Source organism: Streptococcus sp. ZY19097 (assembly GCF_040731245.1).
Classification (GTDB): Bacteria; Bacillota; Bacilli; order Lactobacillales; family Streptococcaceae; genus Streptococcus; species Streptococcus orisratti.
The window spans coordinates 1,330,887-1,354,940 of record NZ_CP160400.1 but is presented as its reverse complement, the minus strand read 5'-3'; the positions used below and the strand labels follow the sequence as shown (position 1 = coordinate 1,354,940).

Sequence of the window (24,054 nt, the reverse complement as noted above, 5' to 3'; positions counted from 1 at the left end):
AATAACGCTTCTACTTATTTAAAAAATCCAAAAAATTATTACATCATATTGTAAACAATATTTCTTAAGTTTTTCTAAACAAAAAAAGAGAGAACGCAACTCATTCTCTCTAGGATTATTTTTCATCCTCTATTGCAAACCTTTTTATTTAGCCGCTAACAAAGCAGCCTCGACAGCAGCCTTATCCTTTTCAATTAAAGTAAGTCTAGCTGTGATTTCATTTATCCCCATTTTAATGTTACGGCTAATAGCCATATCATCTAATTGTGGTTCAAAGAATTCTTTATACTCAGCTAAACGTTCTGCTGTTTTAAAAACATTTGAAGGATAAATAACAAACTTATCAAAGCTCATATCACCTCCAAGTGCAGACTTAATCCACTCCCAATTGTCACGAGACCATGTCCAGAAGGCGTTTTGAGTAAATTCACGACTCAAGAATGGCAAATACCAACTCATAGCTAAGTCTTGAGGTTTAACCACATCTTTATTTTTTAATTCAGACAAGATACGTACCACAGTCGTGTTAGATTTAGTATAAGAAAGTGCTAAAGCAAGTTGACGACGGAAGGTGCCATCGTTTGTTTTCACATAAGTTGACAAGTAAAGTTCAACCAATTCTGGCGTTTCTGAGCGTTTCATTTGATTTGATAGAACTATCAAACGGATAGAGGCTGGAATTGCTTCAATATTGTCAGCATATTTTTGGAAAATAGCTGATGCTTCAGCAACCGCACTAGCATTATCAGCATATAATACTGCGTTTAAGGCATTTTGACGAACCATTTCATCTTCATCTGCCTCACCAACTTTGGGTTCAAAACCAAGTCGCTCGTAATTCTTAATAAAAATAGACTCAAGCAAGTGCTTATAGGCTGCATCTGCTACTGTGTCGTCATCCACAAAACGTTTTAAACCAGAAGTAACTTGACTTATTGCGGCCGATACAAGATAGGAGGTTTCATCAGTAAGACCTGCAATCACTGGGACAAGGTCAGCATACGAAATTTCGCCACTTTCAGCCAATAAACGACGTTCCTGTATGATTTGTAATTTTGCCATTGCATCCAAGTCTGTCAAACTATCTAAAAGCGACTCCAGTAACTGCCCTTGATAATTTGTGATGTAATGTGCCGTATTTTCTGTATTAAAACGAAGTGCTGTGCCGACATTTTGAGATGCAAGTTTAGCAAATTCTGGGATGACCATCTCCGCTTCTGTCATAATATCTGGCAGGCCTACCCAGGTACTGTTCAATGGTAAAGGCCAAATTCGCCCCCTATCTTCAGCTTGACCAATAAAGAATTGTTTTTGTCGAAGAATAAGGTTATCATTTTCAACACTTGCAGTCAAAACAGGATATCCCGACTGTTCCAACCAAGCATCCATAAAGGCCGCGACGTCTTTATCTGAGGCCTCACCCAGAGCATTCCAAAGATCACGTCCCATAGTATTTGAGTATTGATGACGCTCGAAATAAATTTTGAGACCCGCTCTAAAGTCATCATCGCCAAGCCAGCGACGAAGCATATGCATTAAGCGACTACCTTTGGCATAAACAATAGCAGGATCAAAAAGAGTGTTGATTTCATCGGGATGATGAACTTCTACATGAACAGATTGCACACCATCTGTCGCATCGCGTTTGAGAGCGAGAGGCGCACCTGTTGTTTGAAAATCTTCAAAAATATTCCAGCTTGGTTCAATAGCATCAATAGCAACATATTCCATCATATTTGCAAAAGATTCGTTGAGCCAAAGATCATCCCACCATTTCATCGTTACAAGGTTACCAAACCACTGGTGAGCAACCTCATGGGCAATCACAAGCGCTACTTGCTGACGGCTTGTAACTGTTGAATTTTCATCAACAAGTAAATAAACTTCGCGGTAAGTCACAAGCCCCCAGTTTTCCATGGCTCCAGAAGAAAAATCAGGCAGAGCGACATGTAAAGATTGTGGAATTGGGTATTTCACTCCAAAATATTCTTCATAAAACTCAATAACACGAACTGCAATATCAAGCGAGAAATCAAGTGCAGAAGGCTTGTGAGCTTTAGTGGCATAAGAACCTACAAGAGTTCCGTTTTTTGTATGAGCTGTTTTACCTTGCAATTCACCTAAAGCAAAAGCAAGCAGGTAAGACGACATCCGTGGTGTCGTTGCAAAGGTCCAAATGCCAGTTTCTTGACGTCGTTCAACATTACTTTCTGGCATATTCGAAAGAGCAATTTCTCCCTCTACTTGATCAAACTTCAATGATAAGTCAAAAGTCGCTTTCGCTTCAGGTTCATCAACCGATGGAAAAGCCTCACGAGCAAAATGACTTTCAAATTGTGTAGAAATAACCTCTTTTTTTACACCATCAACCGTGTAGTAAGATGGGTAAATTCCAGTCATATTATCTGTAATTTTACCAGAAAATTCAATAACCAGAGTTAGTGTTCCAGTTTCTGGTAGTTCAATATGAACCGCTTCATTCTCATCATCCATTTCAAAGGATAAACTCTCGTTATCTAGTAAGACCGAAGTGATTGATAACTCTTTCTGATGCAATGACATATAGTTGTCTAAAGCTTCACCAGCAATGGCAACATTACCAAAAAACGTTTTATTTTCACGATTAATATCTAAGAAAATATTGTAGTTTTCGGGAACAAACTTTTCAACAAAATGTTCTACAGTTTTCATATAACTCCTCTTATTCAGTATTTGTTCAAATCAGTTAAAAAAGCTAAACTTGCTTCCAAATCTGATTTCAATGAACATTCAACAAACTTTATCATTATATCATATTTCAAATTATTTTTGGTAAATTTACTTTTTAATAAGCACCTTCTTATCTATTACCTCTCAGTTCTCAAGATAGAAAAGAGAGATTATTTTGAATGTGTACAAAAATTCCCATATGACCTACAATGAAAAGTAATTAAACAACTCATTTGAAAGACTCATAGGGAATATCTTAAGACTATCCAAATCTAATTATATTGAAAGGTAAAAACATCAGAATTCTTCATGATTTATAGTCTTTTAGTACTAGGCAACGAGCTGCAGGCGGTACTGGAGTACAGCAAGGCGAGTTCAAACAATCCGGTGGAGTGTTTGAAGTTGGAAATAAGGAAATAGAGTTTCCTTTTACGTCGAAGTAATAAAGGATAAACTAACTGACTATACAACATCAAATACATATCAAAATATGGGACTAAAATGACAGTTTCTATTGGAATCACCGACCACGGATAGCCTCTGACAGATATGCAATATCTTCTGGACTGGTTCGACAACATCCACCAACTACCTTCACACCCTTTTTGTGCCATTGCAAAGCATTTTCGAGTAGAGTACGTGAATTATCAGGAAGAGATTTCCAAGTCTGGCTAGTCCCATCGTAAATTTCACCCGAGTTTGGGTATGCTACTAAAGGTTTGTCTGAAACTTTACGAATACGTTCCAATAGACCATCAAATACTTTGGGTGCACTACAGTTGATACCAAAAGCAAGAACTTGTTGATTGAAATGAATCATCTTTGCTACTTCTTCAATGGGAGTTCCATCTGAAATATGTGAGTTATTTTGTGCTGTAAAAGACATATAGGCCTCAACAGTTGGAAATTCTATTGCGAGCAATTCAAGCAAGGCCTCTGCCTCATATACGTTGGGAATGGTCTCAATTCCCAATAAATCGCTACCAGCTTCTATTAGAATTTGAATACGTAGCCGATGAAAATCTTTATATTCCTCTACTGTTAGTTTGTAAGCACCGGTATACTCAGAGCCATCAGACAGATAAGCAGCGTAAGGCCCAACATCTCCTGAGATGAGTGGAAATGGTCGTTTCATTTTTTCGTCATCCGATAAAGAGGTCCAAAACTCCTCTCTAGCTTCTTTAGCTAATTGAACAGATAGGCGCACAATGTCAAGTGCGGCAGGTGTAGGGAGCCCAACATCTTCTAAACCTTGAATAGTAGCCTGATAACTAGAAGTTGTTAAGATATCTGCTCCAGCTTCTAAATAAGTTCTGTGAAGATCCTTAATAACTTGAGGATTTTCAAGTAGGTATTTGGCGGACCAAAGTTTGCCAGTCACATCAAAGCCACGTTTTTCAAGTTCTGTTCCCAACGCACCATCTAAAATAATGTAATCTTGCTTTTCAAGTAAGTTTTTAAATTGTCCCATAGCATACTCCTACCACTTTTTAAAATGCAAATAATGATAAACATAACAGAAAATCATGAAAGGTAGTCCAAAGTAAAGTCCCGCTCGCTGTGATGAGTCCCATGCAATACCAATGACAGAAATTACTAACAAGACAATAGTCAGATAGGGAAGCAGCGGCGTAAAGGGTGTTTTAAATGATAGCTCATCTAAGCCGTGTTCTTTCAAAAATTGTTTTCGGAAATTAATTTGAGCCATTGGTATGGACAACCAGACTATCACAACAGCAAAACCAGCGATGGAGACAAGTGCTAGATAGACGGTATCAGCAGCGTAAAGACTTGAAAAGAGTGACAGAACTGCGCCAGCCATGGAAAATAACAAAGCACGCATAGGAACACCGTGACGATTTATTTTAACCACTTTTTTGGATAGCATGCCTTCATTTGCCAAGGACCAGAGCATTCGGCTTGAAGCGTAGAGTCCTGAATTTCCAGCAGATAAAATAGCGGTCAAGATAACAAAATTCATAATATCTGCAGCAAAAGGAATCCCCATTTTATCAAAGACATCAACAAAAGGTGCTGTAGATACCCCCGCTTCTTCCATCGGTAAAAGAGAAGCTAAAACCACGATAGTCAAAATGAAGAAAATGACCAAGCGACCAATTGTTGTCTTGATTGCCTTGGGTACAGCCTCATTGGGGTTATCAGTCTCACCTGCTGCAATTCCTATCAATTCCGTTCCAGAAAAGGCATAATTAACTGCCAGCATGACGGAGACCACTGCAGCAAAACCTTTTGGAAAGGCTCCGTGAGAAGTCAAGTGAGTAAAGAGAATAATCTTATGTTGTCCTTCAAAAGAAACTAAACCAAGCATAGCACCCAAGCCTAGGATGATGAAGACAATAATAGCAATAACTTTGATGGATGAGAAAATAGATTCAGCTTCTGCAAAGGAACGGACGCTCAAAGCATTTATACCAAAAATAATGACAGCAAAAAGTGTCGCAAACACCCATGTTGGAACATCAGGAAACCAGCGTCCCATTAACATGGCTGCTCCTAAGAATTCTGTTCCCAAGGCAACGGTCCAACAAATCCAATAAAGCCAAGCGACGGTAAACCCCGTACCAGGGCTGATAAACTTAGTAGCATAGGTGTGGAATGACCCTGTGACAGGCATGGCTACTGCTAATTCTCCTAAGGATAGCATGACCAAGTAAACCACTACAGCACCAACTAAATAAGATAATACAGCCCCTAAGGGTCCAGCCTGTGCAATGGTATAACCTGAACTTAAAAACAAACCAGTTCCTATAACACCGCCTAAAGACAACATAAATAAATGTCTACTGGTCATTTTTCGTTGAAATTGACCTTCGTTTTCAAAGTGATGATTTTCCATAGTACCTCCAATCAGTGATATTTCTATCATAGCATAATATTTGACCTATGGATAATAGGCATTTTCTATCACTTCCTTAGCAAAAATCTATATAATTTGATAACAGATCAAATTATATCTTTTTTAAGAAGTGTTGATAAAAGTCATCTTATACACAATGAAAATCAGACTAGACGATGCAGATAAAACTGAAGTTAGTCAAATCAAGACAACAACGTCTAAGTTTTATTTTTGAAGGGTATTGATTATCGGATTATTAAAGAAGAGACTGAGAAAGTTCACTTCATTAATAGTAATCATGTGAACTACTTCAGTCTCTTTACTTATAATTCTGATAAAATGGTATCCCAAGATTCATCCAAACCTGTACGATCAACTGATGAGAATATGATAAAGTGATCGGATTTTTCAAAGTTGAGTTTTTTCTTGATGGCAGACTCGTGCTTATTCCATTTACCTCTTGGAACTTTGTCAGCCTTGGTAGCTACAACAATGACAGGAATTTCATAATATTTGAGAAATTCATACATTTGAATATCATCAGCACTAGGGTCATGACGAAAATCAACCAAACTAACCACCACACGTAGGTTTTCACGACTGGTTAGATATTCCTCGATCATCTTCCCCCACTTAGCACGTTCAGCTTTAGAAACTTTAGCATAGCCATAGCCAGGAACATCAACAAAACGTAGTTTGTCATCGATATTGTAAAAATTAAGTAATTGTGTCTTGCCGGGTTTGCTAGAGGTTCTGGCTAAATTTTTTCGTCCAAGTAAAGTATTGATAAAACTGGATTTTCCAACGTTTGAACGACCTGCTAGGGCAACCTCCGGTAAATTATCCTGAGGATAATGCGATTTGTTGGCCGCACTTAAAAGTAAGTCAGCATTGTGGGTATTTAAATACTCTTCTGCCATAACTTCCTCCTCAGGCAATTTCTAGAATTGGCTTATCTTTACCTTCAACGGCTTCTTTTGTAATACGAACTTTGGTCACTTCTTCCTGACTAGGAATTTCAAACATGATGTCTAACATGGTTTCTTCAATGATCGAACGAAGACCACGCGCACCTGTCTTACGCTCAATCGCTTTATTTGCAATAGCAATCAAAGCATCGTCGTCAAACTCAAGATCAACACCATCATATGACAGGAGGGCCTGATATTGCTTAACAAGAGCATTTCGTGGCTCGGTTAAGATACGTACTAAATCTTCAGCGGTTAATTGTTCAAGGGCTGCTACAACAGGTAAGCGACCGATAAACTCGGGGATAAGTCCAAATTTTTGAATGTCTTCTGAAATAATTTCCTGCATATAGGACGCATCATCATCGATTTTTTTATTATTTTGTCCAAAGCCAATGATTTTCTCACCCAAACGTTGCTTGACAATGTCTTCGATACCATCAAAAGCACCGCCGACGATAAAAAGAATATTTTTAGTATCAATTTGAATCATTTCTTGATTTGGATGTTTCCGGCCGCCTTGAGGTGGTACGCTAGCAACTGTACCCTCAATGATTTTTAAGAGAGCCTGCTGAACTCCTTCGCCAGAAACATCACGCGTGATAGATACATTTTCACCTTTTTTGGCGATTTTATCAATTTCATCAACGTAAATGATTCCACGTTCAGCACGTTCAACGTTATAATCAGCCGCTTGAATAAGTTTTAGAAGGATATTTTCGACATCCTCTCCCACATAACCAGCTTCGGTCAATGAAGTAGCATCTGCGATAGCAAATGGAACGTTAAGGCTTTTAGCTAAGGTTTGTGCTAAGAAGGTCTTGCCAGAACCTGTTGGGCCAATCATAAGAATGTTTGATTTTTGTAAATCAACATCACTATCATCGCGACTTTCAGTAAAACTGATGCGCTTATAATGATTGTAAACAGCGACAGCAAGAGCACGTTTGGCACGATCTTGACCAATAACATATTCGTTGAGTGTTGCCAGTAATTCTTTTGGTTTTGGAACTTCGGCCAAATCTGCTAAAACTTCTTCTGCCATTTCTTCTTTTATTATTTCTTGGGACAATGTCACGCACTCATTACAGATGAATACACCATTGCCCGCAATGATTTTTCTAACCTCGTCTTGACTTTTTCCACAAAACGAGCAATGTACTTTAATATCGTTAGTTCGATTTCCAGCCATGATTTCCTCTAAATTCTAATCTAAAATAATGTGCCATAAAAGGCATGTATGGTATTGACTAAATTGGTAAAGGCGTTTAAAAGTAATAGAATGCCCAGACCATAACGTCTCCTACGAAAGGCAGGAATAGCTGTTAAGACGCAAATAGCACACAAAAACGCTGTAAAAATACCAAAAATACTTCTTTGCATAGCTTCCTTTCCTACCTTTCAAATACAGTGACGGTAAAATCAAAAGCGTTTTTCTCGTCTTTTTCATAGAAAGTCTGAGAAACTTCACGAAAACCTGATAAATTAAGATTTGGAAAATATGTATCTCCTTCAAAAACACCATGAACAGAGGTTTTAATCAACTGATTATAATGACTTTCAAATGCCTTATAAATACTGGCACCACCTACGATGTAAAGGTTTTTATCTTGATTTTTAAACCACTGCAATGCTTCTTCTACGCTATGAACAGGAATAATACCGTCTGCTTCAAAATCAGAATCTCTAGTCAAGATTAAGGTCTCACGACCTGGCAAAATACGACGATTCATACCATCAAATGTGACACGTCCCATCAATAAAGCCTGTCCCATAGTCGTTTCTTTGAAATGTTGTAATTCTTTTGGCAGGCGCCAAGGTAATCTCTCGTTGACTCCAATCAGATGATTGTCATCCTCAGCCCAAATGGCAATTAGTTTTTTTGTCATAGTCTTGCTTGTCAGAGTTTCTTCCTCTCTATTGGTATCAGATTGTCTTAGTCCATTTTATCAAATTTCCCTAAAAAATGCAGAGATAAAACTCTGCTGCGTTCTAGATAGCTAAATCAAATTTAAGTTGGGGTTTAACAGGGTCATAATCAACTAATTCAAAATCTTCAGGTTTAATTTCAAAAAAATTGGTACCATCTGGAACGTTTAATACCAATCGTGGTTGACAATTGGACGGCTCACGACGAAGTAATTCTTGTGCATTATCAAACTGGTTATCGTAAATGTGTAAGTTGTTAATAAAATAAAAAAACTTACCAACTTGCCAACCAAAATGTTTGGCAATCATCATTTGAAGGGCAACATATTGCATGGCATTGATATGGTGCGCCACGAGCATGTCATTTGAGCGTTGTGTAAGAGTTGCATCAAGATAAATCTGACCATCTACACGACGGACATCAAACATGGTCTGAAACGCACACGGCAAAAGCCCTGCCGATTCCTCAAAAGCCTCGTAATCCCAAAGGGAAATAACATTGCGGCGATTCCAAGGGTTTTCTTCTAGTTGTTTGAGAATTTTGTTAATAATATTATGCTTTTTGACTACAGCACCATAGCGAATACCAATAGTTCGCGTTCCATTGACTTCCCAGTCGTTCCAGTAATGCACATTATATTTGTCTTCTAAGATATCTAGACTGTTTGACTGATCTTGATAAATCCATAAGACTTCCTTAATAGCAGATTTAATAGCAATTGGTCGTAAAGTTGTAATCGGAAATTCTCCTTTACTTAGATCATATTCTGCAAAAGCGCCTGTGATATATTTTGAATTGGCAGTTGTACCGTCCTTGTACTTTGGACGAGCTTGTTCAGACCAAACGCCTTCATTTAAAATCTTTGAGATATTGTCTTTAAAAATCTTATCTGCTTTTGTCATAATTACCCCTTATAAAACTGATATGAACCAACTGTTTAATTAGTTATATTTTCTAGCAAACGATGGAAAGCTTTAACTTTTGTCAAACCGTCAAGTAACTGTGGCGAGTGATGTTGACCACCAGCACTTCAAACACACGATTTTTTGGCTCACAGTGCTCAGAAGTCTCATCTCTTCTTAAAGTCACAAAATATTGTACCTGAAAATGTCTAAAAAAGCGAGAAAAAGACGTTTTCCTCAGAAAATAACAACCTTCCCGTCTTTTGAAAATGTCTGTTTTTCATAAACATAATACGGCCTCCTTGATATTTTTTAATATGGCTCTCCATACTTTGATACTTAAAACAATCGTGTTTTTTACATTGGTTTTTCACGACTTTGTGGTAGAATAGAGGTTAAGCATAATTCATAATTTAACGCAAAGAAAGGTTTATTCATGAAAATCGGTATTGATAAGATGGGCTTTGCGACTTCTCAATATGTCCTTCAAATGGATGATTTAGCAAATAGTCGTGGAGCAGATCCTGAAAAATTTAGCAAAGGACTGCTTTTAAATGCACTTAGCATTGCGCCCATCACTGATGATATTGTTACGATGGGGGCCTCTGCTGCTGATAGTATTTTAACGGAGGATGATAAAGAAGCTATTGATATGGTTATTGTAGCAACTGAATCATCTGTTGATCAAAGCAAAGCGGCAGCTATATATGTACACAGCCTACTAGAAATACAGCCTTTTGCTCGTAGTGTCGAGATGAAGGAAGCCTGTTACAGTGCCACTGCTGCTCTAGATTATGCACGTCTTCATGTTGAAAAGCATCCTAATAGTAAAGTTTTGGTGATCGCTTCCGATATTGCAAAATATGGCATTGAAAGCTCTGGAGAATCAACTCAAGGAGCTGGTAGTATTGCTATGCTTATTTCTCAAAGTCCGCGTATTTTGGAATTAAATGATCAGACACTTGCGCAGACGCGTGATATCATGGATTTTTGGCGTCCAAACTACTCTACTACTCCTTACGTCAATGGTCGATACTCAACGACACAATATTTGGATATGCTAAAATCAACGTGGTCTGAGTATCAAAGAAGGTTCGACACCTCTTTGGCTGATTTTGCAGCCTTCTGTTTCCACTTACCATTTCCTAAGTTAGCTCTCAAAGGTTTCAACAAAATCATGGACAAGTCTATGCCAATTGATATACAAGAAAAACTCAAGAAAAATTTTGAGAGTTCTATTCTTTACAGTCAACAAATTGGAAATATTTACACTGGTTCGCTCTTTTTGGGACTTTTGTCACTTTTGGAAAATAGTCAAAACCTTTTGGCCGGTGATCAAATTGCCTTCTTTAGCTATGGAAGTGGTGCTGTGGCTGAAATCTTCACAGGTAAGCTAGTTGAAGGTTTTCAAAATCAACTACAGCCTAGTCGGTTAGGGGAACTCAAAAAACGCACCGTCCTATCAATTTCTGACTACGAACATCTTTTCTTTGAGGAGGCGCAGTTAGATGAGGAAGGAAATGCGACTTTTGCAGACTATGAGACTGGACCTTTTGTATTAAAAGAAATTCGAGAACATCAACGCATTTATGGTAGAAAAAATGACTAAATTAAGCTGGACTGGCTTTGCTAAAAAAGCACCCCAAGAACGGGTTGAACATCTCCGTAAAAACAACTTGCTTAACGCTGAAAATCAGTTACAACTAGAGCAACAGAGAAGATTATCTCTTGAAACAGCTAATCAAATGGCAGAAAATGTTATAGGCACTCACTCACTTCCCTTGGCTCTGGTTCCAGATGTCCTTGTTGATGGTAAAGAATATCAAGTACCTTTTGTGACGGAGGAACCTTCGGTTGTCGCTGCAGCTAGTTTTGCGGCGAAAATCATTAAACGTTCTGGTGGCTTTCAGACGATTGTCCATAATCGGGAAATGATTGGTCAAGTAGCTTTGTACAATGTTCCAGATAGTAAAATAGCTGAGCAGAACATTTTCAACCAAACAGCTTTGCTATTATCTCAAGCTAATGACGCTCACCCCTCTATTGTCAAACGAGGAGGTGGGGCGCGTGAACTTCGCGTAGAAGTTAAAGAAGAGTTTCTAATTGTTTTTGTGACTATTGATACACAAGAAGCTATGGGAGCCAATATGGTCAACACCATGATGGAAGCAATCACCCCGACCTTAGAGGAATTATCTGGTGGGCAAGCACTTATGGCTATTCTCTCTAACTATGCAACGGAAAGTCTAGTGACTGCCACTTGTTCCATTGATTTGCGTTTTCTAAGTCGTGATAAAAAAGAAGCCCAAGTAATTGCTCAAAAGATGGAGTTAGCTAGTTATTTAGCGCAAGTGGATATTTATCGGGCTGGTACACACAACAAAGGTATCTTTAATGGTATTGATGCAGTTGTAATGGCGACTGGAAATGATTGGCGAGCTGTTGAAGCAGGTTGCCATGCTTATGCTTGTCAAAATGGTCAATACCGCGGTCTATCAAATTGGACTTTTGACAAAACTGAACAAGTATTAAAAGGGCAACTTACTTTGCCAATGCCAATTGCAACCAAAGGAGGGTCTATCGGACTTAATCCGACCGTTCAAATTTCACATGACTTGCTGAATAATCCTTGTGCACGTGACTTGGCTTCGGTTATTGTTTCTGTTGGTTTAGCTCAGAATTTTGCTGCACTGAAGGCTTTGACAACAACTGGCATTCAGGTGGGGCATATGAAATTGCAAGCCAAATCACTTGCTCTCTTAGCTGGCGCTAGCCAAGAGGAGGTTAATAAAGTGGTTACTCAGCTCCTGCAAGCTAAGCATCTTAATCAAGAAACTGCGCAAGCAATATTACAAAAAATCAGAGATAATGAAAACTAGAAAGTGACTAGTTTTTCATTTAAGGAGAAATTTATGAGCTTGAAAACTCTTTTCCCAGAAATAACACCATTTCAGACGGAACTTTTTGCAGTGGATAGGCAACACCGTATTTATGTTGAACAGTCTGGAAATCCTGAGGGTGCTCCTGTCATCTTCGTTCATGGTGGACCAGGATGTGGTTGTGGTGATTGGGCACGTCGATTTTTAGATCCTGATTTTTATAGAATTATTTGTATTGACCAACGTGGTTGTGGTCGAAGTGAGCCTTTTCTTGAATTAAACAATAACACAATCCAAGATTTGGCCGAAGATATGGAAAAAGTTCGTTGTCACCTTGGTATTGAGAAATGGTTGGTTCATGGAGGATCTTGGGGAACAACGTTATCACTCTACTATGCTGAAACCTATCCAGCAAGTGTTTGTGGTTTGATTTTACGTGGTGTTTTCCTTGGACGACAAGAAGATATTGACTGGCTTTATCAAGGAGGTACTGGTCAATTTTTCCCAGAAGCCTATGCTAAATTCACCAGTCTTTTGACGCTAGAAGAACAAAAGAATAATATTGCTAGCTATTATCGCTACTTGACTTCTCCTGATAAGGCTATTAGAGAGCGATATGGAAAAGCTTTTGCAGATTTTGAAAATAGCGTTATTACACTATATCCCAAGCTTTTATCAGATAACATTACCGATGAAGATATAGCTATGGCTACAATGGAAACACATTATTTTATCAATAGTTGTTTTATGTCAGATAATTATATTTTAGAAAATGCCCATAAAATAAAGAATATTCCCACAATCATCATTCATGGGCGTTATGATGTGGATTGCCGACCTATTGGTGCCCAGTTACTTTTTGAGCAACTCAATAAGGCTGAAATAATTTATACCATTTCTGGACATTCAGGGTTTGAACCTGAAATTACTCACGCTCTGATAGAGTCACAAGAAAAGTTTAAATCCTTATTTTAAAAACCTTCTTTATGAAGGTTTTTTCTTGACTTTATTTTTTGATAAATATATAATCTAGTTATTAAGACTAGATTATAAAGAGGTGATGAACCGATGATGAAAAAGTATCCTAAATGGGCGGAGCTACCTGAAATTGATTTGTATTTGGACCAAGTCCTTCTCTACGTTAATCAGGTTACCAGCTCTGCCATTTCTCAAAATGATAAGGGACTGACAGCTTCTATGATTAATAACTATGTCAAGCATGGTCATCTGGAAAAACCTATTAAGAAAAAATATGGTCGGCATCAAGTGGCAAGGTTGATTGCTATTACAAGTCTGAAAAATGTATTTTCAATTCAAGAAATTAGTCAAACGTTGGAAATTTTGACAGCAGGTGGACGGTCTGAAGAAAGCTATGATGGCTTTGTTGCCTGTATGAATGGAGATGATCTTGAAGGATTACCTCAGGTGGTGATTTCCGCCTGTCAAACTTTAAAATTATACGATGCAACACATCAATTGGTTCAAAAACTTGGAGGTATTGAAAATGAACACTAGTATGACTATGAAGCTTAGTAAACGTCTTTCATTTGGTGAGGAGGTGGCTAATAGTATCACACATGCTGTTGGTGCTGCTGCAATGCTCGTTCTTTTGCCTATAACGGCTATTTTCAGTTATCAGCATTATGGAATAGCTGCTTCGGTGGGAATGTCAATTTTTGTGATCAGCCTTTTTCTGATGTTCCTTTCATCCGCTGTCTACCATTCTATGCAATATGATTCACCTCAAAAATACGTTTTGAGGATCATTGATCATAGCATGATTTATATTGCTATCGCTGGTTCCTACACACCTGTTGCTTTGTCACTGGTTGGTGGTTGGCTCGGTTATCTGATTATTGTTCTTCAATGGGGAGCAACGATTTTCGGTATTCTTTACAAAATTTTCGCCAAAAATATCAATGAAAAATTCAGTCTTTTCTTGTATCTTCTGATGGGCTGGCTAGTTGTCTTTGTCATTCCAGCAATCATCAGTAAAACGGGCGCTATGTTTTGGTTGCTAATGATTGCTGGGGGACTTTCCTACAGCATTGGTGCTATCTTTTATGCCCGTAAACGTCCTTATGATCACATGATTTGGCATCTTTTCATCCTTTTAGCATCTACTCTTCAATATATTGGTATTGTTTATTGTATGTTGTAAAAGTGCAAAGTAAAAAATAAGAAAATAGCTTAGAATTCCGTCATCAGAAACGTTGATTCTAAGCTATTTTTGATTGCTCAAATTTAATCGGAAGGGTAAAGTTTTAGTTTTTGCCCTGCTTTTCTAGTTAATTTCATTATGCCACGATAGCTTTGGCTACCTCTTCTGTTGTCATACGAGAAAAGTAATGAGTTGTGTCAATCGTTTTTAATTTTTCTAAGACATCGCTGTACTCGTAGCGTGTACCAACTAACAAGTCTTCAATATCTGAAACATCTCCAATACCAAAGAAGTCTCCATAGATTTTAAGAGATTCTATGACAGAATTAACAACATTGGCGTAGGTTGTTATTTTACCTGCAGGGTAGCGAACTGAGCGTTCGACTGTATATTCTGGTGCTTTGCCGTAAGTCCAATCCCATGTACCAAATTGTTCATCAGCTGATTTCTGGATTTTCAACAATTCATCCTCCGAGAGAATGTACTCAGTCATGTCAGGGTAGGTTTCTTTCATCTTATCCAAAATTTTGTCTGAAAATTCTTGGACGGTGATTTTTTCTGGCAACTCATTGAGAATATTAGTAACACGTGCACGAACCGATTTGACACCTTTGGATTCAATTTTATCCTTTGAAACTTTAAGGGCATTGCCAAGCACTGTCATATCGACATCAAAAAGTAAGCATCCGTGGTGCATCATCCGGCCTTTATAGTAGGCTTGCGCATTACCACAGAATTTTTTACCATCAATTTCAAGGTCATTACGACCTGTAAATTCAGCCTTGACACCAAGGTCGGCCAGAGTTGCGATAACAGGTTGAGAAAAAGTTTTAAAATCAAAAGCACCTTCATCGGCCTTGTTGGAAATAATAGTATAGTTCAAGTTGTTTAGGTCATGGTAAACAGCACCGCCACCGGATAGACGGCGAACCACATGAATGCCGTGTGCATCCGTATATTCTTTGTTGATTTCCTGAACAGCATTTTGATGTTTACCAATGATTATAGCAGGTTCGTTAATCCATAGAATGAAAAGTTCATCTTCATCAACTAACTCGCGAAAAGCATAAGCTTCAAGAGCGATATTGTAAGCTGGGTTATTAGACTTATTGACAATGTATTTCATGTTTGTTTTAACTCCATCGAAAATCAGAACACCTATAGGCAATGGCTAGGTGTTCTTTAATAATCATATTCTAATTCTAGTGAGGATTTTATTTGCGTTTTGGCGGATTATGTATAGCTTCACCAAGTGTGTCTGCGAAGGCTTCATACATGTTTTCAGAGAAGGTTGGGTGTCCATGAATTGACAGGAGTAACTCATCAACAGTTAATTCATTTTCCATGATAGTTGCAGCTTCGTTAATCAATTCGGCAGCAGCTGGTCCGACAATGTGGACACCGAGAATTTCATGGTACTTGCTATCAGCGATAACTTTTACGAAACCATGAGCTTCGTTTGAGGCAATGGCACGTCCGTTACCCGCGAAGCTTGATTTACCGATAAGAATATCACCATATTTTGCGCGAGCATCTTCCTCGGTAATCCCAACCATAGCTACTTCGGGGTGAGTGTAGACAGCTGCCGGTGTGAAGTCAAGATGAGCCTTACGCTTGTTGCCTCGCATGGCATTCTCAGCAGCAACCTCACCCATACGGTAAGCTGCATGTGCCAACATTTTAATACCGTTGACATCACCTGGAGCGTAGATACCAGGAATAGATGTTTCTTGATAGTCATTGACCTTGATACGATTGCGATCCATTTCAAGATTAAGTTTTTCAAGACCATTCATTTGTGGAACACGTCCGATGGATAGCAGAGCTTTTTCAGCGACGACTTCTTCGCCGTTGTTAAGCTTGAGGGTCAATTGATTATTGGCTTCGATGATTTCAGAAACCCCAACAGAAGTCTTAATTTTCATTCCTTTTTTCGTAAGGATTTTTTGAAGTTCCAATGACACTTCTTTGTCCATTGCGGGAATAATGCGGTCAGCCATTTCGATGACAGTTACGTCAACACCGTATGATGCCCAGACTAATCCAAGCTCGATACCAACAACACCGCCGCCCATAACTGCAAGCGATTTTGGCATTTCACGCAGGTCAAGTATATCATCTGAAGTCAAAACAAGTTTAGAATCAATACCAGGAATATTGATACGAGAAACTTTAGAACCTGTTGCCAAGATAATGTTACGTCCTTTAATGGTCTTAGAACCAATAGTGACTGTTTTGTCTGGGTTTACTTGTCCAAGACCATTAAAGATGCTGACTTTATTAGCTTTCAAGAGACCTTGAACTCCACCAGTCAAGGTTTTAACGACCGAATTTTTAAAAGCAACGGTCTTATCCATATCAATAGTGTAATTTGTGGAAGCAAGATTAATGCCACGTCCTGCAGCAATTTTCAGACCATCAAGAATCTCAGCGTTTTTTAAATAAGTCTTAGTTGGAATACAGCCGACATTCAAACAAGTACCGCCAAACTCTGATTTTTCAACAATGGCAATCTTACCGCCAAGTTGAGCTCCTCGAATAGCTGCGTAATAACCAGCAGGGCCACCACCGATCACGATAATATCGTATTCGTCATTCGCAAGCGCTGCTTTTGCAACTGCTGGGGCAGGAGTTTCGGGAGTTTTAGGGACTTCAAGTCCAGCAGCTTCAAGTTGTGCCGTTGCTTGAGCAACTTTTACTACCGGTGCTGCATTTTCTCTGACAATTTCGCCTTCCGCACCAATATAGCCAATAACTTCAGTGACAGGAACAACATCGCCATCTCCGTGAACGATTTTCAAAAGAATCCCTGAGTCTTCTGCTTCAATTTCCATATTTGTCTTATCGGACATGATTTCAAGTAGAATGTCGCCCTCATTGACTGTCTCACCTTCTGATTTTTTCCACTCAATGATTTCGCCTTCTTGCATGTCAACACCCAATTTAGGCATAATAATTTCAATTGCCATAATTATGATACAAAGAACGTCAAAATGCGACAGAATTTTTTGTGGTAGGTTATAAATCTTCGATTTTGTAGGCATATCTACGCTAATCAGAGGGTCCTACACCTGCCATTATTATCCGAGCATTTAGTTCGTGTTCAAATGTTACGAACTCGTTCTACACCCTTTCTTTATTTTCTCTTCAGAAATATAAATTTCTTTTTTACTAATCCACCATCAATGATTGGTTCTACCCTCGCTACATTAGAAAAGTAGCGAAAACAGTTATCAAATCAACAATTCAAATGGATTTTCCATCAATTTCTTCAAATCTACCATGAATTTGGCGCCGTTCATCCCATCAACAATACGGTGATCAATAGTCAAGCACATTGCCATGATTGGTCGAATGGTGATTTCGCCATCAACAACGGTTGGTGTTTGGAAGGTTGCTCCAATACCTAAAATAGCCGAATTGGGCTGGTTGATGATGGGATTAAATGTTTTAGTGCCAAACATTCCCAGATTAGTAATGGAGAAGGTTGATCCAGACATTTCAGCTGCTTTCAACTTACCTGTCTGAGCCTTCTTGATGACATCCTTAGAAGCTACAACAAATTCTGACAAGCTCAGCTTATCTGCACCATGAACAACAGGCACTAGCAAGCCTTCATCAAGACCAACTGCGATACCAAGGTTCACAAATTTATGGAGCTCAATTTCAGTTGCGTCATTGATGAGGGAGGCATTGAGGTAACGATGCTCTGGTTTCATCAATGTTTTTACTACAGCTAGACCGATTAAGTCGGTAAAGCTGATCTTAAAGCCTGTTTTTTCCATGATAGGCTCAATGAGTTTCTTTCGTAGCGCAATCATTTCTGTCATATCAATATCATAATTGAGTGTGAACGTTGGAGCAGTGAGATAAGAATTCACCATACTCTTAGCTACCGCCTTACGCATGGCAGACATCTTAACCACTTCAACACCTTCAGGTAAGGCAGACGCAGCTTTTTCCTTGACCTCTGAGTTGGAAACCTCAACCTTGGCTGGTTGCACAAGAGCCAAGATATCTTCTTTAGTGATTTTGCCACCAATTCCAGAACCAATCACAGTCGTAAGGTCAATTCCCTTGTCAGAGGCAATCTTACGAGCAAGTGGTGTTACCTTTGGCTGAGCCCCCTTGAAGTTTTCAACATCATCCTTGTGAATACGACCATTGGCACCTGTACCTTGAATCACTTCGAGGTTAATGCCCAACTCGGCAGCTTCTTTACGAGCAGCTGGAGTTGCACGTACTTTTTCACCCGCCTTGCGCTCAACAATAGCTGGCGCAGGAGTTGCAAGAATCGGCTTAGCTGCCGCTGCTTCGACCGAAAGTTCTTCAGCAACCCGACTTGGAGTCGCTAAATCAATAACTTCGCCTTTTTCACCAATGTAGCCAATAATTTCTGTTACTGGAACCACTTCTCCTGCACTGCGAGTGATTTTCAACAGCACACCAGAGTTTTCGGCTTCTAATTCCATATTAGTTTTATCAGACATAATTTCAAGGAGAATGTCGCCTTCACTGACCACATCGCCCTCTTGCTTTTTCCACTCGATGATTTCACCTTCCTGCATATCTACACCGAGTTTAGGCATAATAATTTCAAAAGACATTTGAATACCTTCCTAGTTTAAATAGTTAGAGCTATTTTTACTAAATAGCCTCTATCTGAGAATTAATTTCCCTTATTAACCACCTTAATAATGGCTTCTTTTATCTTAGATACATCTGGCAAAATAGCTTGTTCGAGTTTACGTGCATAAGGAACAGGAACGTCTTCAGATGCCAAACGTACAATCGGATGGTCCAAATAATCAAAGGCTTCACTTTCAGTCACCATTGTTGCAATTTCACCGATAAAACCACCAGTTTTATAGGCATCGTTAACCAGCATAAGTTTTCCTGTTTTCTTGACAGAATTGATTATCAATTCTTTATCCAAAGGAATAAGGGTACGTGGGTCAACAACTTCAACATTAATACCTTGTTCAGCGACTTCTTCTGCGGCCTTGAGCACACGTTCTAACATGCGGCCATAGGTAACAATTGTTAAATCACTACCTTGACGTTTAATTTCCCCTTTTCCAAGCGGAATGTAGAAATCTGAATCTTGATTAACTTCTTCTTTTTTTCCATAGAGAGCTTTAGGTTCCATGAAAATGACAATATTATTATCTCGAATAGAAGATTTTAGAAGACCTTTGGCATCATTTGCCGTACCTGGTGCAACAACTTTGATACCTGGAATGTGTGTCAACCAAGCTTCCAAAGATTGTGAATGCTGTGCCGCAGAGCCAATTCCCGAACCTGATGCTACACGGAAAGTTACTGGTGTCTTTAAACCACCACCAAACATGTAATTGTTTTTGGCCCCATTATTAACAATGGCATCAAGAGCAATCGTAATGAAATCCATAAAAGTTACATCGACGATTGGACGAAGTCCTGTAATGGCAGATCCAATCGCCGCCCCAGCAATCGCCGCTTCAGAAATTGGAGTATCTTTAACACGTTTTGGACCAAATTCCTCAAACATGCCCACAGAAGTTCCAAAATCACCTCCGTAAACACCGACATCTTCCCCCATCAAATAAATGTTCTCATCCTTACGCATTTCTTCGCTCATGGCAAGATTTACTGCTTCACGCAAAGCCATTAATTTTGTTTCAGTCATTATTTTATTTCTCCAAATGCTTAATTATATGTATTGCTTATTCTTAAAAATTGTCCCTAATCTACCCAAACATCCTCAAAAGCAACTGAAATATCTGGATCTGGGCTACTTTGTGCAAATTCATAAGCGGCATCAATTTCTTTAACTACCTGATTATGGATGGCTTCTAATTCCTCAGCGCTAGCAATATTTTCAGAAGTCAGATAAGTACGATACTTGATAATAGGGTCTTTTTCTTTCCAACCATCTACTTCTTCTTTTGTTCGGTACTTACCAGCGTCAGCTGTTGAATGCCCAAACCAGCGATAAGATTCAACTTCAACAATAGCTGGGCCATTTCCAGCACGGACATGCCCCACGGCTTGTCCCATTGTTTCATAAACAGCTAGAACATCATTGCCATCTGAGCAATAAAATCCAGGAATACCATAAGCCTCTGCTCGTGTGTATAAATGAGGGGTATTCGTAGCGCGACTAATATCCATTGAAATGCCATAACGGTTGTTAATGATGAAAAAAATTACAGGTAGTTTCCAGGTTGCAGCCATATTAACAGATTCATGGAAGGAACCCTCATTGGTTGCGCCATCTCCTGAAAAGGCCACAACAATATTGCCAGTTTCTTTATATTGTTGGGTCAAAGCTGCGCCGACTGCAAGAGCATAGCCACCACCAACAATACCGTTAGTTCCATAGTTCCCTTTTTCAAAATCAGCCAAGTGCATGGAGCCTCCACGCCCCTTAGAAACACCAGTCACTTTTCCAGCAAGCTCCGCCATCATTTTATTTAAGTCCATATCTTTTGCAATAGACTGACCGTGACCGCGATGATTTGAGAAAAAGATGTCATCGTAGGTCAGGTGCTGAACTGCCCCGACATTAGCAGCTTCCTCACCAACTGAGAAGTGAGTCATCCCTTGAACAAATCCACGACGAACTAATTTATTTATGCGCATATCAAATTCACGAATGCGTTCCATTTTTAAAAACATCTCTAAATGTTGTTCTTTTGATAAAGTAACCATAAGGCCCTCCAAAAATCTTATTTACAAACCCATTCTATTCCAATAATTCACAAAGTGCAAATAATTGAACCGCTTTCTTTCTGGACTATAACAAGCCTTTTCTGTACTATAAAATATTTTTTTCACAAAGTATTTTTAATGATATCGCTACACGTATGCAATAGGCATAACTTAAGCAAACTCATTGAAGGTTACTGAGTTTAAGCTTTTCTGGGAGACGGAGACTTTTTGAAAAAGCAGAGATGCTCTAAGGTATATCATTTTTAATAATGTCCCTCTACTGAAAGAACCCTAATCCATGAATTCTTGAATATCAAAAAAGCGAATGAACACTAGATTTGTTCTTTTGACAAACTAGCTTCATTCGTTTCTTACTTATTCATTTTTAAAGAATTTGATAAGTTTTTGGAGAATTTCAATTGAGTCAATTGGTGCATTACTTGAGTTGTTCAAAACGTAAATGAACAATGATGCTATCACCATAACCATTTCTCTCAAGATCACGTTGTAATCTGTAGGAAATGTAGTGTTCGGCAATGTTAATGTAGCTGGCATCCATGAGACGATTTTCAACACAAGACTGAATCATACTGATAGTTGGTCGTTCAACCTGAGCTTCTTGTAAATCAAGAACCACTTTTTTGGTGACATTAGCTAAATTCTCACGTAATGTATCATCTAATACATAAACTGTTTGAGCAGCTTTGATGATGGCTTGGTAAATTTTATCAGGGTCAAAATCAGCAACTTGACCATTGCGTTTAATAATTTGCATAGACACTCCTCTCATGTGTAAAATGATATGATAATCAGTTAAATAACTCAAAAAGTTGTAGGAAATATGAATTTGGTAGTTTAGAATTCCTCATTTTATGAGTTTTCATAACCCACTTTCATTATGCAAATGTTTTCACATTTTGTCAAGTATTTTACCTTTTGCCAGACAAATCTCTGCTAAGGATTGTAGTTTCTTCTCAATAAGTTGAATTGTTAACAAAAATAATTCGTCTGATTTCCCGCTAGGATCATCAAGGCCCCAGTCATCTCTGTAACGGCAAGGCAAATAAGGACATTCCACATTACACCCCATGGTAATGACGATATCAATCGGTGGTAGCACAGCGATGAGTTTGGGAAATTGTTCTTTTTCCATATCGATATCATATTGTTCTTTCATGATACGTACAGCATCCTGATTGATTTGTGTCTTTGTTTCTGTTCCAGCAGAGTAGGCTTCAAAGATATGAGAGTAGTATTTTTTGGCCAGTGCTTCAGCTATTTGACTTCGACAAGAATTATGGACACAAATAAAGGCAACTCTGGGCTTTTGCGACATCTAACTTCTCCTTACAATTTCTTATGTTATTTTTCATCAGAGGAGACTCTCTGTAATTCAAAAAATATCTAAATAAGATTGAAAAAACGGCGTATTTGTTGATATTGCTGACGTTTCAAACGTAAACTAATTTTTCTAACCTCCTCTGTTTCCACTTCGGTTAACTCAATTATAACTTGGCGACTCTGATTATCTCTTTGTTTTTCCCACCAGTCTCCAATCAAAGCACCAGTCAGTACATCCTTATCCATCAATGCAGCTGCAAAAGCCCCAGCTACTGCTCCTTCAGAAATTTTGTGTTTATCCTTCTCGGAGAGAAGCATAGTAATCTTCTTTAATTGGTATTCCTTATCTTTGCTATCACTGAGTTTTATTACTCCATGTCGATTCTGGATAAGTTTTAGTTGTTTAACTTCTGATGACTTTAAGTTAAGTGTTAAAGTTTTTGGAGGGGTTACTTTATCCCAAAAATCTGAGAGTGACATCATTAACCTTCGCTTTCTAAAAGGAGAAGCCAAAAAGAGAGTTCTCCTCCTCTTCTCATAGCTCAAAAAGTTCAGCAAACCTTTTAAGAATGGAAATGGGGTGAACTCTATTTCCGACATTAGTATCACGCTGTTATATGACTCGAACTTTGAGAAGTAAGTATGATTATTTTAATAATCTGGACGGACAACACCTGTTACGGTTGCTTTAGTAGCCTCATAATCTCCGTCTACAACAACTTTGATAATACGTTTAGCATCTTCATCTGGTGCTGCCACAAGTGGCAAACGTAGTGGACCAACTTCAAACCCGAGGTAATTCAGCACAGCCTTGACTGGCGCGGGGCTTGGATATGAGAAGAGTGCATTAACTTTCGGAATAAATTGTCGTTGAATAGCTGCTGCAGCTTTCATATCATTGTTCTCAATAGCTACCAGCATATTATACATTTCATCACCATTAGTATGTGAAGCAACCGAAATAACACCATCTGCTCCCAAGTTCATGGCATGGAAAGCATCACCATCCTCACCCGTATAAATCAAGAAATTATCTGGCTTATGTTCAATAAGGTAAGCCATGTTAGCAAGGCTTGTACATTCTTTGACACCAATGATATTTGGGTGTTCAGCCAAACGAAGCATGGTTTCTGGAGTCATTTCGACAACGACACGCCCGGGAATGTTATAGATGATGATAGGTAGGTCAGAGGCGTCTGCAATAGCTTTAAAATGCTGATACATCCCCTCTTGGGAAGGCTTATTGTAGTAAGGTACAATGGCAAGACCAGCAGCAAAACCGCCAAAAGCCGCTACTTCTTTGGCAAATTCGATAGAATCTCGAGTATCATTTGTTCCCACACCCGCAATTAATGGGACACGCCCATTGACAATTTTTTGAACAGCTTCAAATAATTGTAATTCTTCATCATGGGTGAGTGTCGGACTTTCTGCTGTTGTCCCTGCCAATAGTAACGCTTCAGTATGGTGTGCCAAAAGGTGTTCTACCAATTTTGGGAGCGCGTCAAAGTTAATTGACCCATCTTCCTTAAAAGGTGTTACCATGGCTGTAATGAGTTTTACATTTTTTAATTGTTCAATAGACATGCTGTCTCCCTCCTCGGCTAATTAACA

General features: G+C 38.7%; 22 protein-coding genes. 5 read left to right on the top strand and 17 right to left on the bottom strand.

Annotation, left to right across the window (positions count from 1 at the left end; genetic code table 11):
- Positions 1 to 144: 144 nt before the first annotated feature.
- From ABZ559_RS06935 to ABZ559_RS06900, 8 genes are all read right to left on the bottom strand, one after another.
- Entirely contained in the window at positions 145 to 2,691 is a 2,547-nt protein-coding gene (locus tag ABZ559_RS06935; RefSeq protein ID WP_367005675.1) for a M1 family metallopeptidase, read from the bottom strand.
- 538 nt (positions 2,692 to 3,229) lie between these two features.
- Complete coding sequence (gene mmuM / locus ABZ559_RS06930; protein ID WP_367005674.1) at positions 3,230 to 4,180, bottom strand: homocysteine S-methyltransferase; 951 nt, start codon at positions 4,178 to 4,180, stop codon at positions 3,230 to 3,232.
- 9 nt (positions 4,181 to 4,189) lie between these two features.
- Positions 4,190 to 5,566, bottom strand: coding sequence for an amino acid permease (locus ABZ559_RS06925; protein WP_367005673.1), 1,377 nt, complete (start codon positions 5,564 to 5,566; stop codon positions 4,190 to 4,192).
- A 323-nt stretch (positions 5,567 to 5,889) separates the two neighbouring features.
- Entirely contained in the window at positions 5,890 to 6,486 is a 597-nt protein-coding gene (gene yihA / locus ABZ559_RS06920) for a ribosome biogenesis GTP-binding protein YihA/YsxC (RefSeq protein WP_277290715.1), read from the bottom strand.
- Between the two features lie 10 nt (positions 6,487 to 6,496).
- The gene (clpX, locus tag ABZ559_RS06915; protein WP_367005672.1) at positions 6,497 to 7,726 is read right to left on the bottom strand and encodes an ATP-dependent Clp protease ATP-binding subunit ClpX; all 1,230 of its coding nucleotides are present in this window, start codon (positions 7,724 to 7,726) and stop codon (positions 6,497 to 6,499) included.
- A 20-nt stretch (positions 7,727 to 7,746) separates the two neighbouring features.
- A complete protein-coding gene (locus ABZ559_RS06910; RefSeq protein ID WP_156812728.1) occupies positions 7,747 to 7,917 on the bottom strand; it encodes a hypothetical protein in 171 nt (56 codons plus the stop codon).
- 11 nt (positions 7,918 to 7,928) lie between these two features.
- Positions 7,929 to 8,423 carry a dihydrofolate reductase gene (locus tag ABZ559_RS06905; protein WP_018375402.1) on the bottom strand — a complete coding sequence of 165 codons (495 nt, stop codon included), beginning with the start codon at positions 8,421 to 8,423 and terminating at the stop codon, positions 7,929 to 7,931.
- Between the two features lie 103 nt (positions 8,424 to 8,526).
- Positions 8,527 to 9,366, bottom strand: a complete 840-nt coding sequence (locus tag ABZ559_RS06900; protein ID WP_277290713.1) for a thymidylate synthase — start codon at positions 9,364 to 9,366, stop codon at positions 8,527 to 8,529.
- Between the two features lie 436 nt (positions 9,367 to 9,802).
- On the opposite strand from ABZ559_RS06900, the gene ABZ559_RS06895 reads away from it, so the two are divergent.
- The 5 genes from ABZ559_RS06895 (at position 9,803) to ABZ559_RS06875 (ending at position 14,406) form a co-directional block, all read left to right on the top strand.
- Positions 9,803 to 10,975 carry a hydroxymethylglutaryl-CoA synthase gene (locus ABZ559_RS06895; protein ID WP_018375400.1) on the top strand — a complete coding sequence of 391 codons (1,173 nt, stop codon included), beginning with the start codon at positions 9,803 to 9,805 and terminating at the stop codon, positions 10,973 to 10,975.
- Positions 10,956 to 12,245, top strand: a complete 1,290-nt coding sequence (locus ABZ559_RS06890; RefSeq protein ID WP_367005670.1) for a hydroxymethylglutaryl-CoA reductase, degradative — start codon at positions 10,956 to 10,958, stop codon at positions 12,243 to 12,245. Before ABZ559_RS06895 ends, ABZ559_RS06890 begins: the two co-directional genes overlap by 20 nt.
- A 33-nt stretch (positions 12,246 to 12,278) precedes the next feature.
- Positions 12,279 to 13,220, top strand: coding sequence for a prolyl aminopeptidase (pip, locus tag ABZ559_RS06885; protein WP_367005668.1), 942 nt, complete (start codon positions 12,279 to 12,281; stop codon positions 13,218 to 13,220).
- 93 nt (positions 13,221 to 13,313) lie between these two features.
- Positions 13,314 to 13,760 (top strand): DUF1836 domain-containing protein, encoded by a 447-nt coding sequence (locus tag ABZ559_RS06880; protein ID WP_367005666.1) that lies wholly within the window; start codon positions 13,314 to 13,316, stop codon positions 13,758 to 13,760.
- Positions 13,750 to 14,406, top strand: a complete 657-nt coding sequence (locus ABZ559_RS06875) for a hemolysin III family protein (protein WP_367005665.1) — start codon at positions 13,750 to 13,752, stop codon at positions 14,404 to 14,406. Before ABZ559_RS06880 ends, ABZ559_RS06875 begins: the two co-directional genes overlap by 11 nt.
- A 136-nt stretch (positions 14,407 to 14,542) precedes the next feature.
- Here the strand turns inward: ABZ559_RS06875 and ABZ559_RS06870 are convergent, their stop codons facing one another.
- The 9 genes from ABZ559_RS06870 to dapA all read right to left on the bottom strand — a co-directional run bounded on the left by ABZ559_RS06870 (position 14,543) and on the right by dapA (position 24,027).
- Complete coding sequence (locus tag ABZ559_RS06870; RefSeq protein ID WP_273413839.1) at positions 14,543 to 15,532, bottom strand: lipoate--protein ligase; 990 nt, start codon at positions 15,530 to 15,532, stop codon at positions 14,543 to 14,545.
- An 88-nt stretch (positions 15,533 to 15,620) separates the two neighbouring features.
- Entirely contained in the window at positions 15,621 to 17,375 is a 1,755-nt protein-coding gene (lpdA, locus tag ABZ559_RS06865) for a dihydrolipoyl dehydrogenase (protein ID WP_367005664.1), read from the bottom strand.
- A 264-nt stretch (positions 17,376 to 17,639) separates the two neighbouring features.
- The gene (locus tag ABZ559_RS06860; RefSeq protein ID WP_367005663.1) at positions 17,640 to 19,013 is read right to left on the bottom strand and encodes a dihydrolipoamide acetyltransferase; all 1,374 of its coding nucleotides are present in this window, start codon (positions 19,011 to 19,013) and stop codon (positions 17,640 to 17,642) included.
- A 62-nt stretch (positions 19,014 to 19,075) separates the two neighbouring features.
- Positions 19,076 to 20,074 (bottom strand): alpha-ketoacid dehydrogenase subunit beta, encoded by a 999-nt coding sequence (locus tag ABZ559_RS06855; protein ID WP_018375392.1) that lies wholly within the window; start codon positions 20,072 to 20,074, stop codon positions 19,076 to 19,078.
- A 56-nt stretch (positions 20,075 to 20,130) separates the two neighbouring features.
- Positions 20,131 to 21,099: a thiamine pyrophosphate-dependent dehydrogenase E1 component subunit alpha gene (locus tag ABZ559_RS06850; RefSeq protein ID WP_321058667.1), complete on the bottom strand. Its 969-nt coding sequence runs from the start codon at positions 21,097 to 21,099 to the stop codon at positions 20,131 to 20,133.
- A gap of 436 nt (positions 21,100 to 21,535) precedes the next feature.
- The gene (locus tag ABZ559_RS06845) at positions 21,536 to 21,874 is read right to left on the bottom strand and encodes an ATP cone domain-containing protein (RefSeq protein ID WP_367005662.1); all 339 of its coding nucleotides are present in this window, start codon (positions 21,872 to 21,874) and stop codon (positions 21,536 to 21,538) included.
- Between the two features lie 135 nt (positions 21,875 to 22,009).
- Complete coding sequence (locus tag ABZ559_RS06840) at positions 22,010 to 22,435, bottom strand: arsenate reductase ArsC (protein WP_018375389.1); 426 nt, start codon at positions 22,433 to 22,435, stop codon at positions 22,010 to 22,012.
- A gap of 68 nt (positions 22,436 to 22,503) precedes the next feature.
- Positions 22,504 to 22,953 carry a hypothetical protein gene (locus ABZ559_RS06835; protein ID WP_277290704.1) on the bottom strand — a complete coding sequence of 150 codons (450 nt, stop codon included), beginning with the start codon at positions 22,951 to 22,953 and terminating at the stop codon, positions 22,504 to 22,506.
- 138 nt (positions 22,954 to 23,091) lie between these two features.
- Positions 23,092 to 24,027, bottom strand: a complete 936-nt coding sequence (gene dapA / locus ABZ559_RS06830; RefSeq protein WP_018375387.1) for a 4-hydroxy-tetrahydrodipicolinate synthase — start codon at positions 24,025 to 24,027, stop codon at positions 23,092 to 23,094.
- Between the last annotated feature and the right edge of the window lie 27 nt (positions 24,028 to 24,054).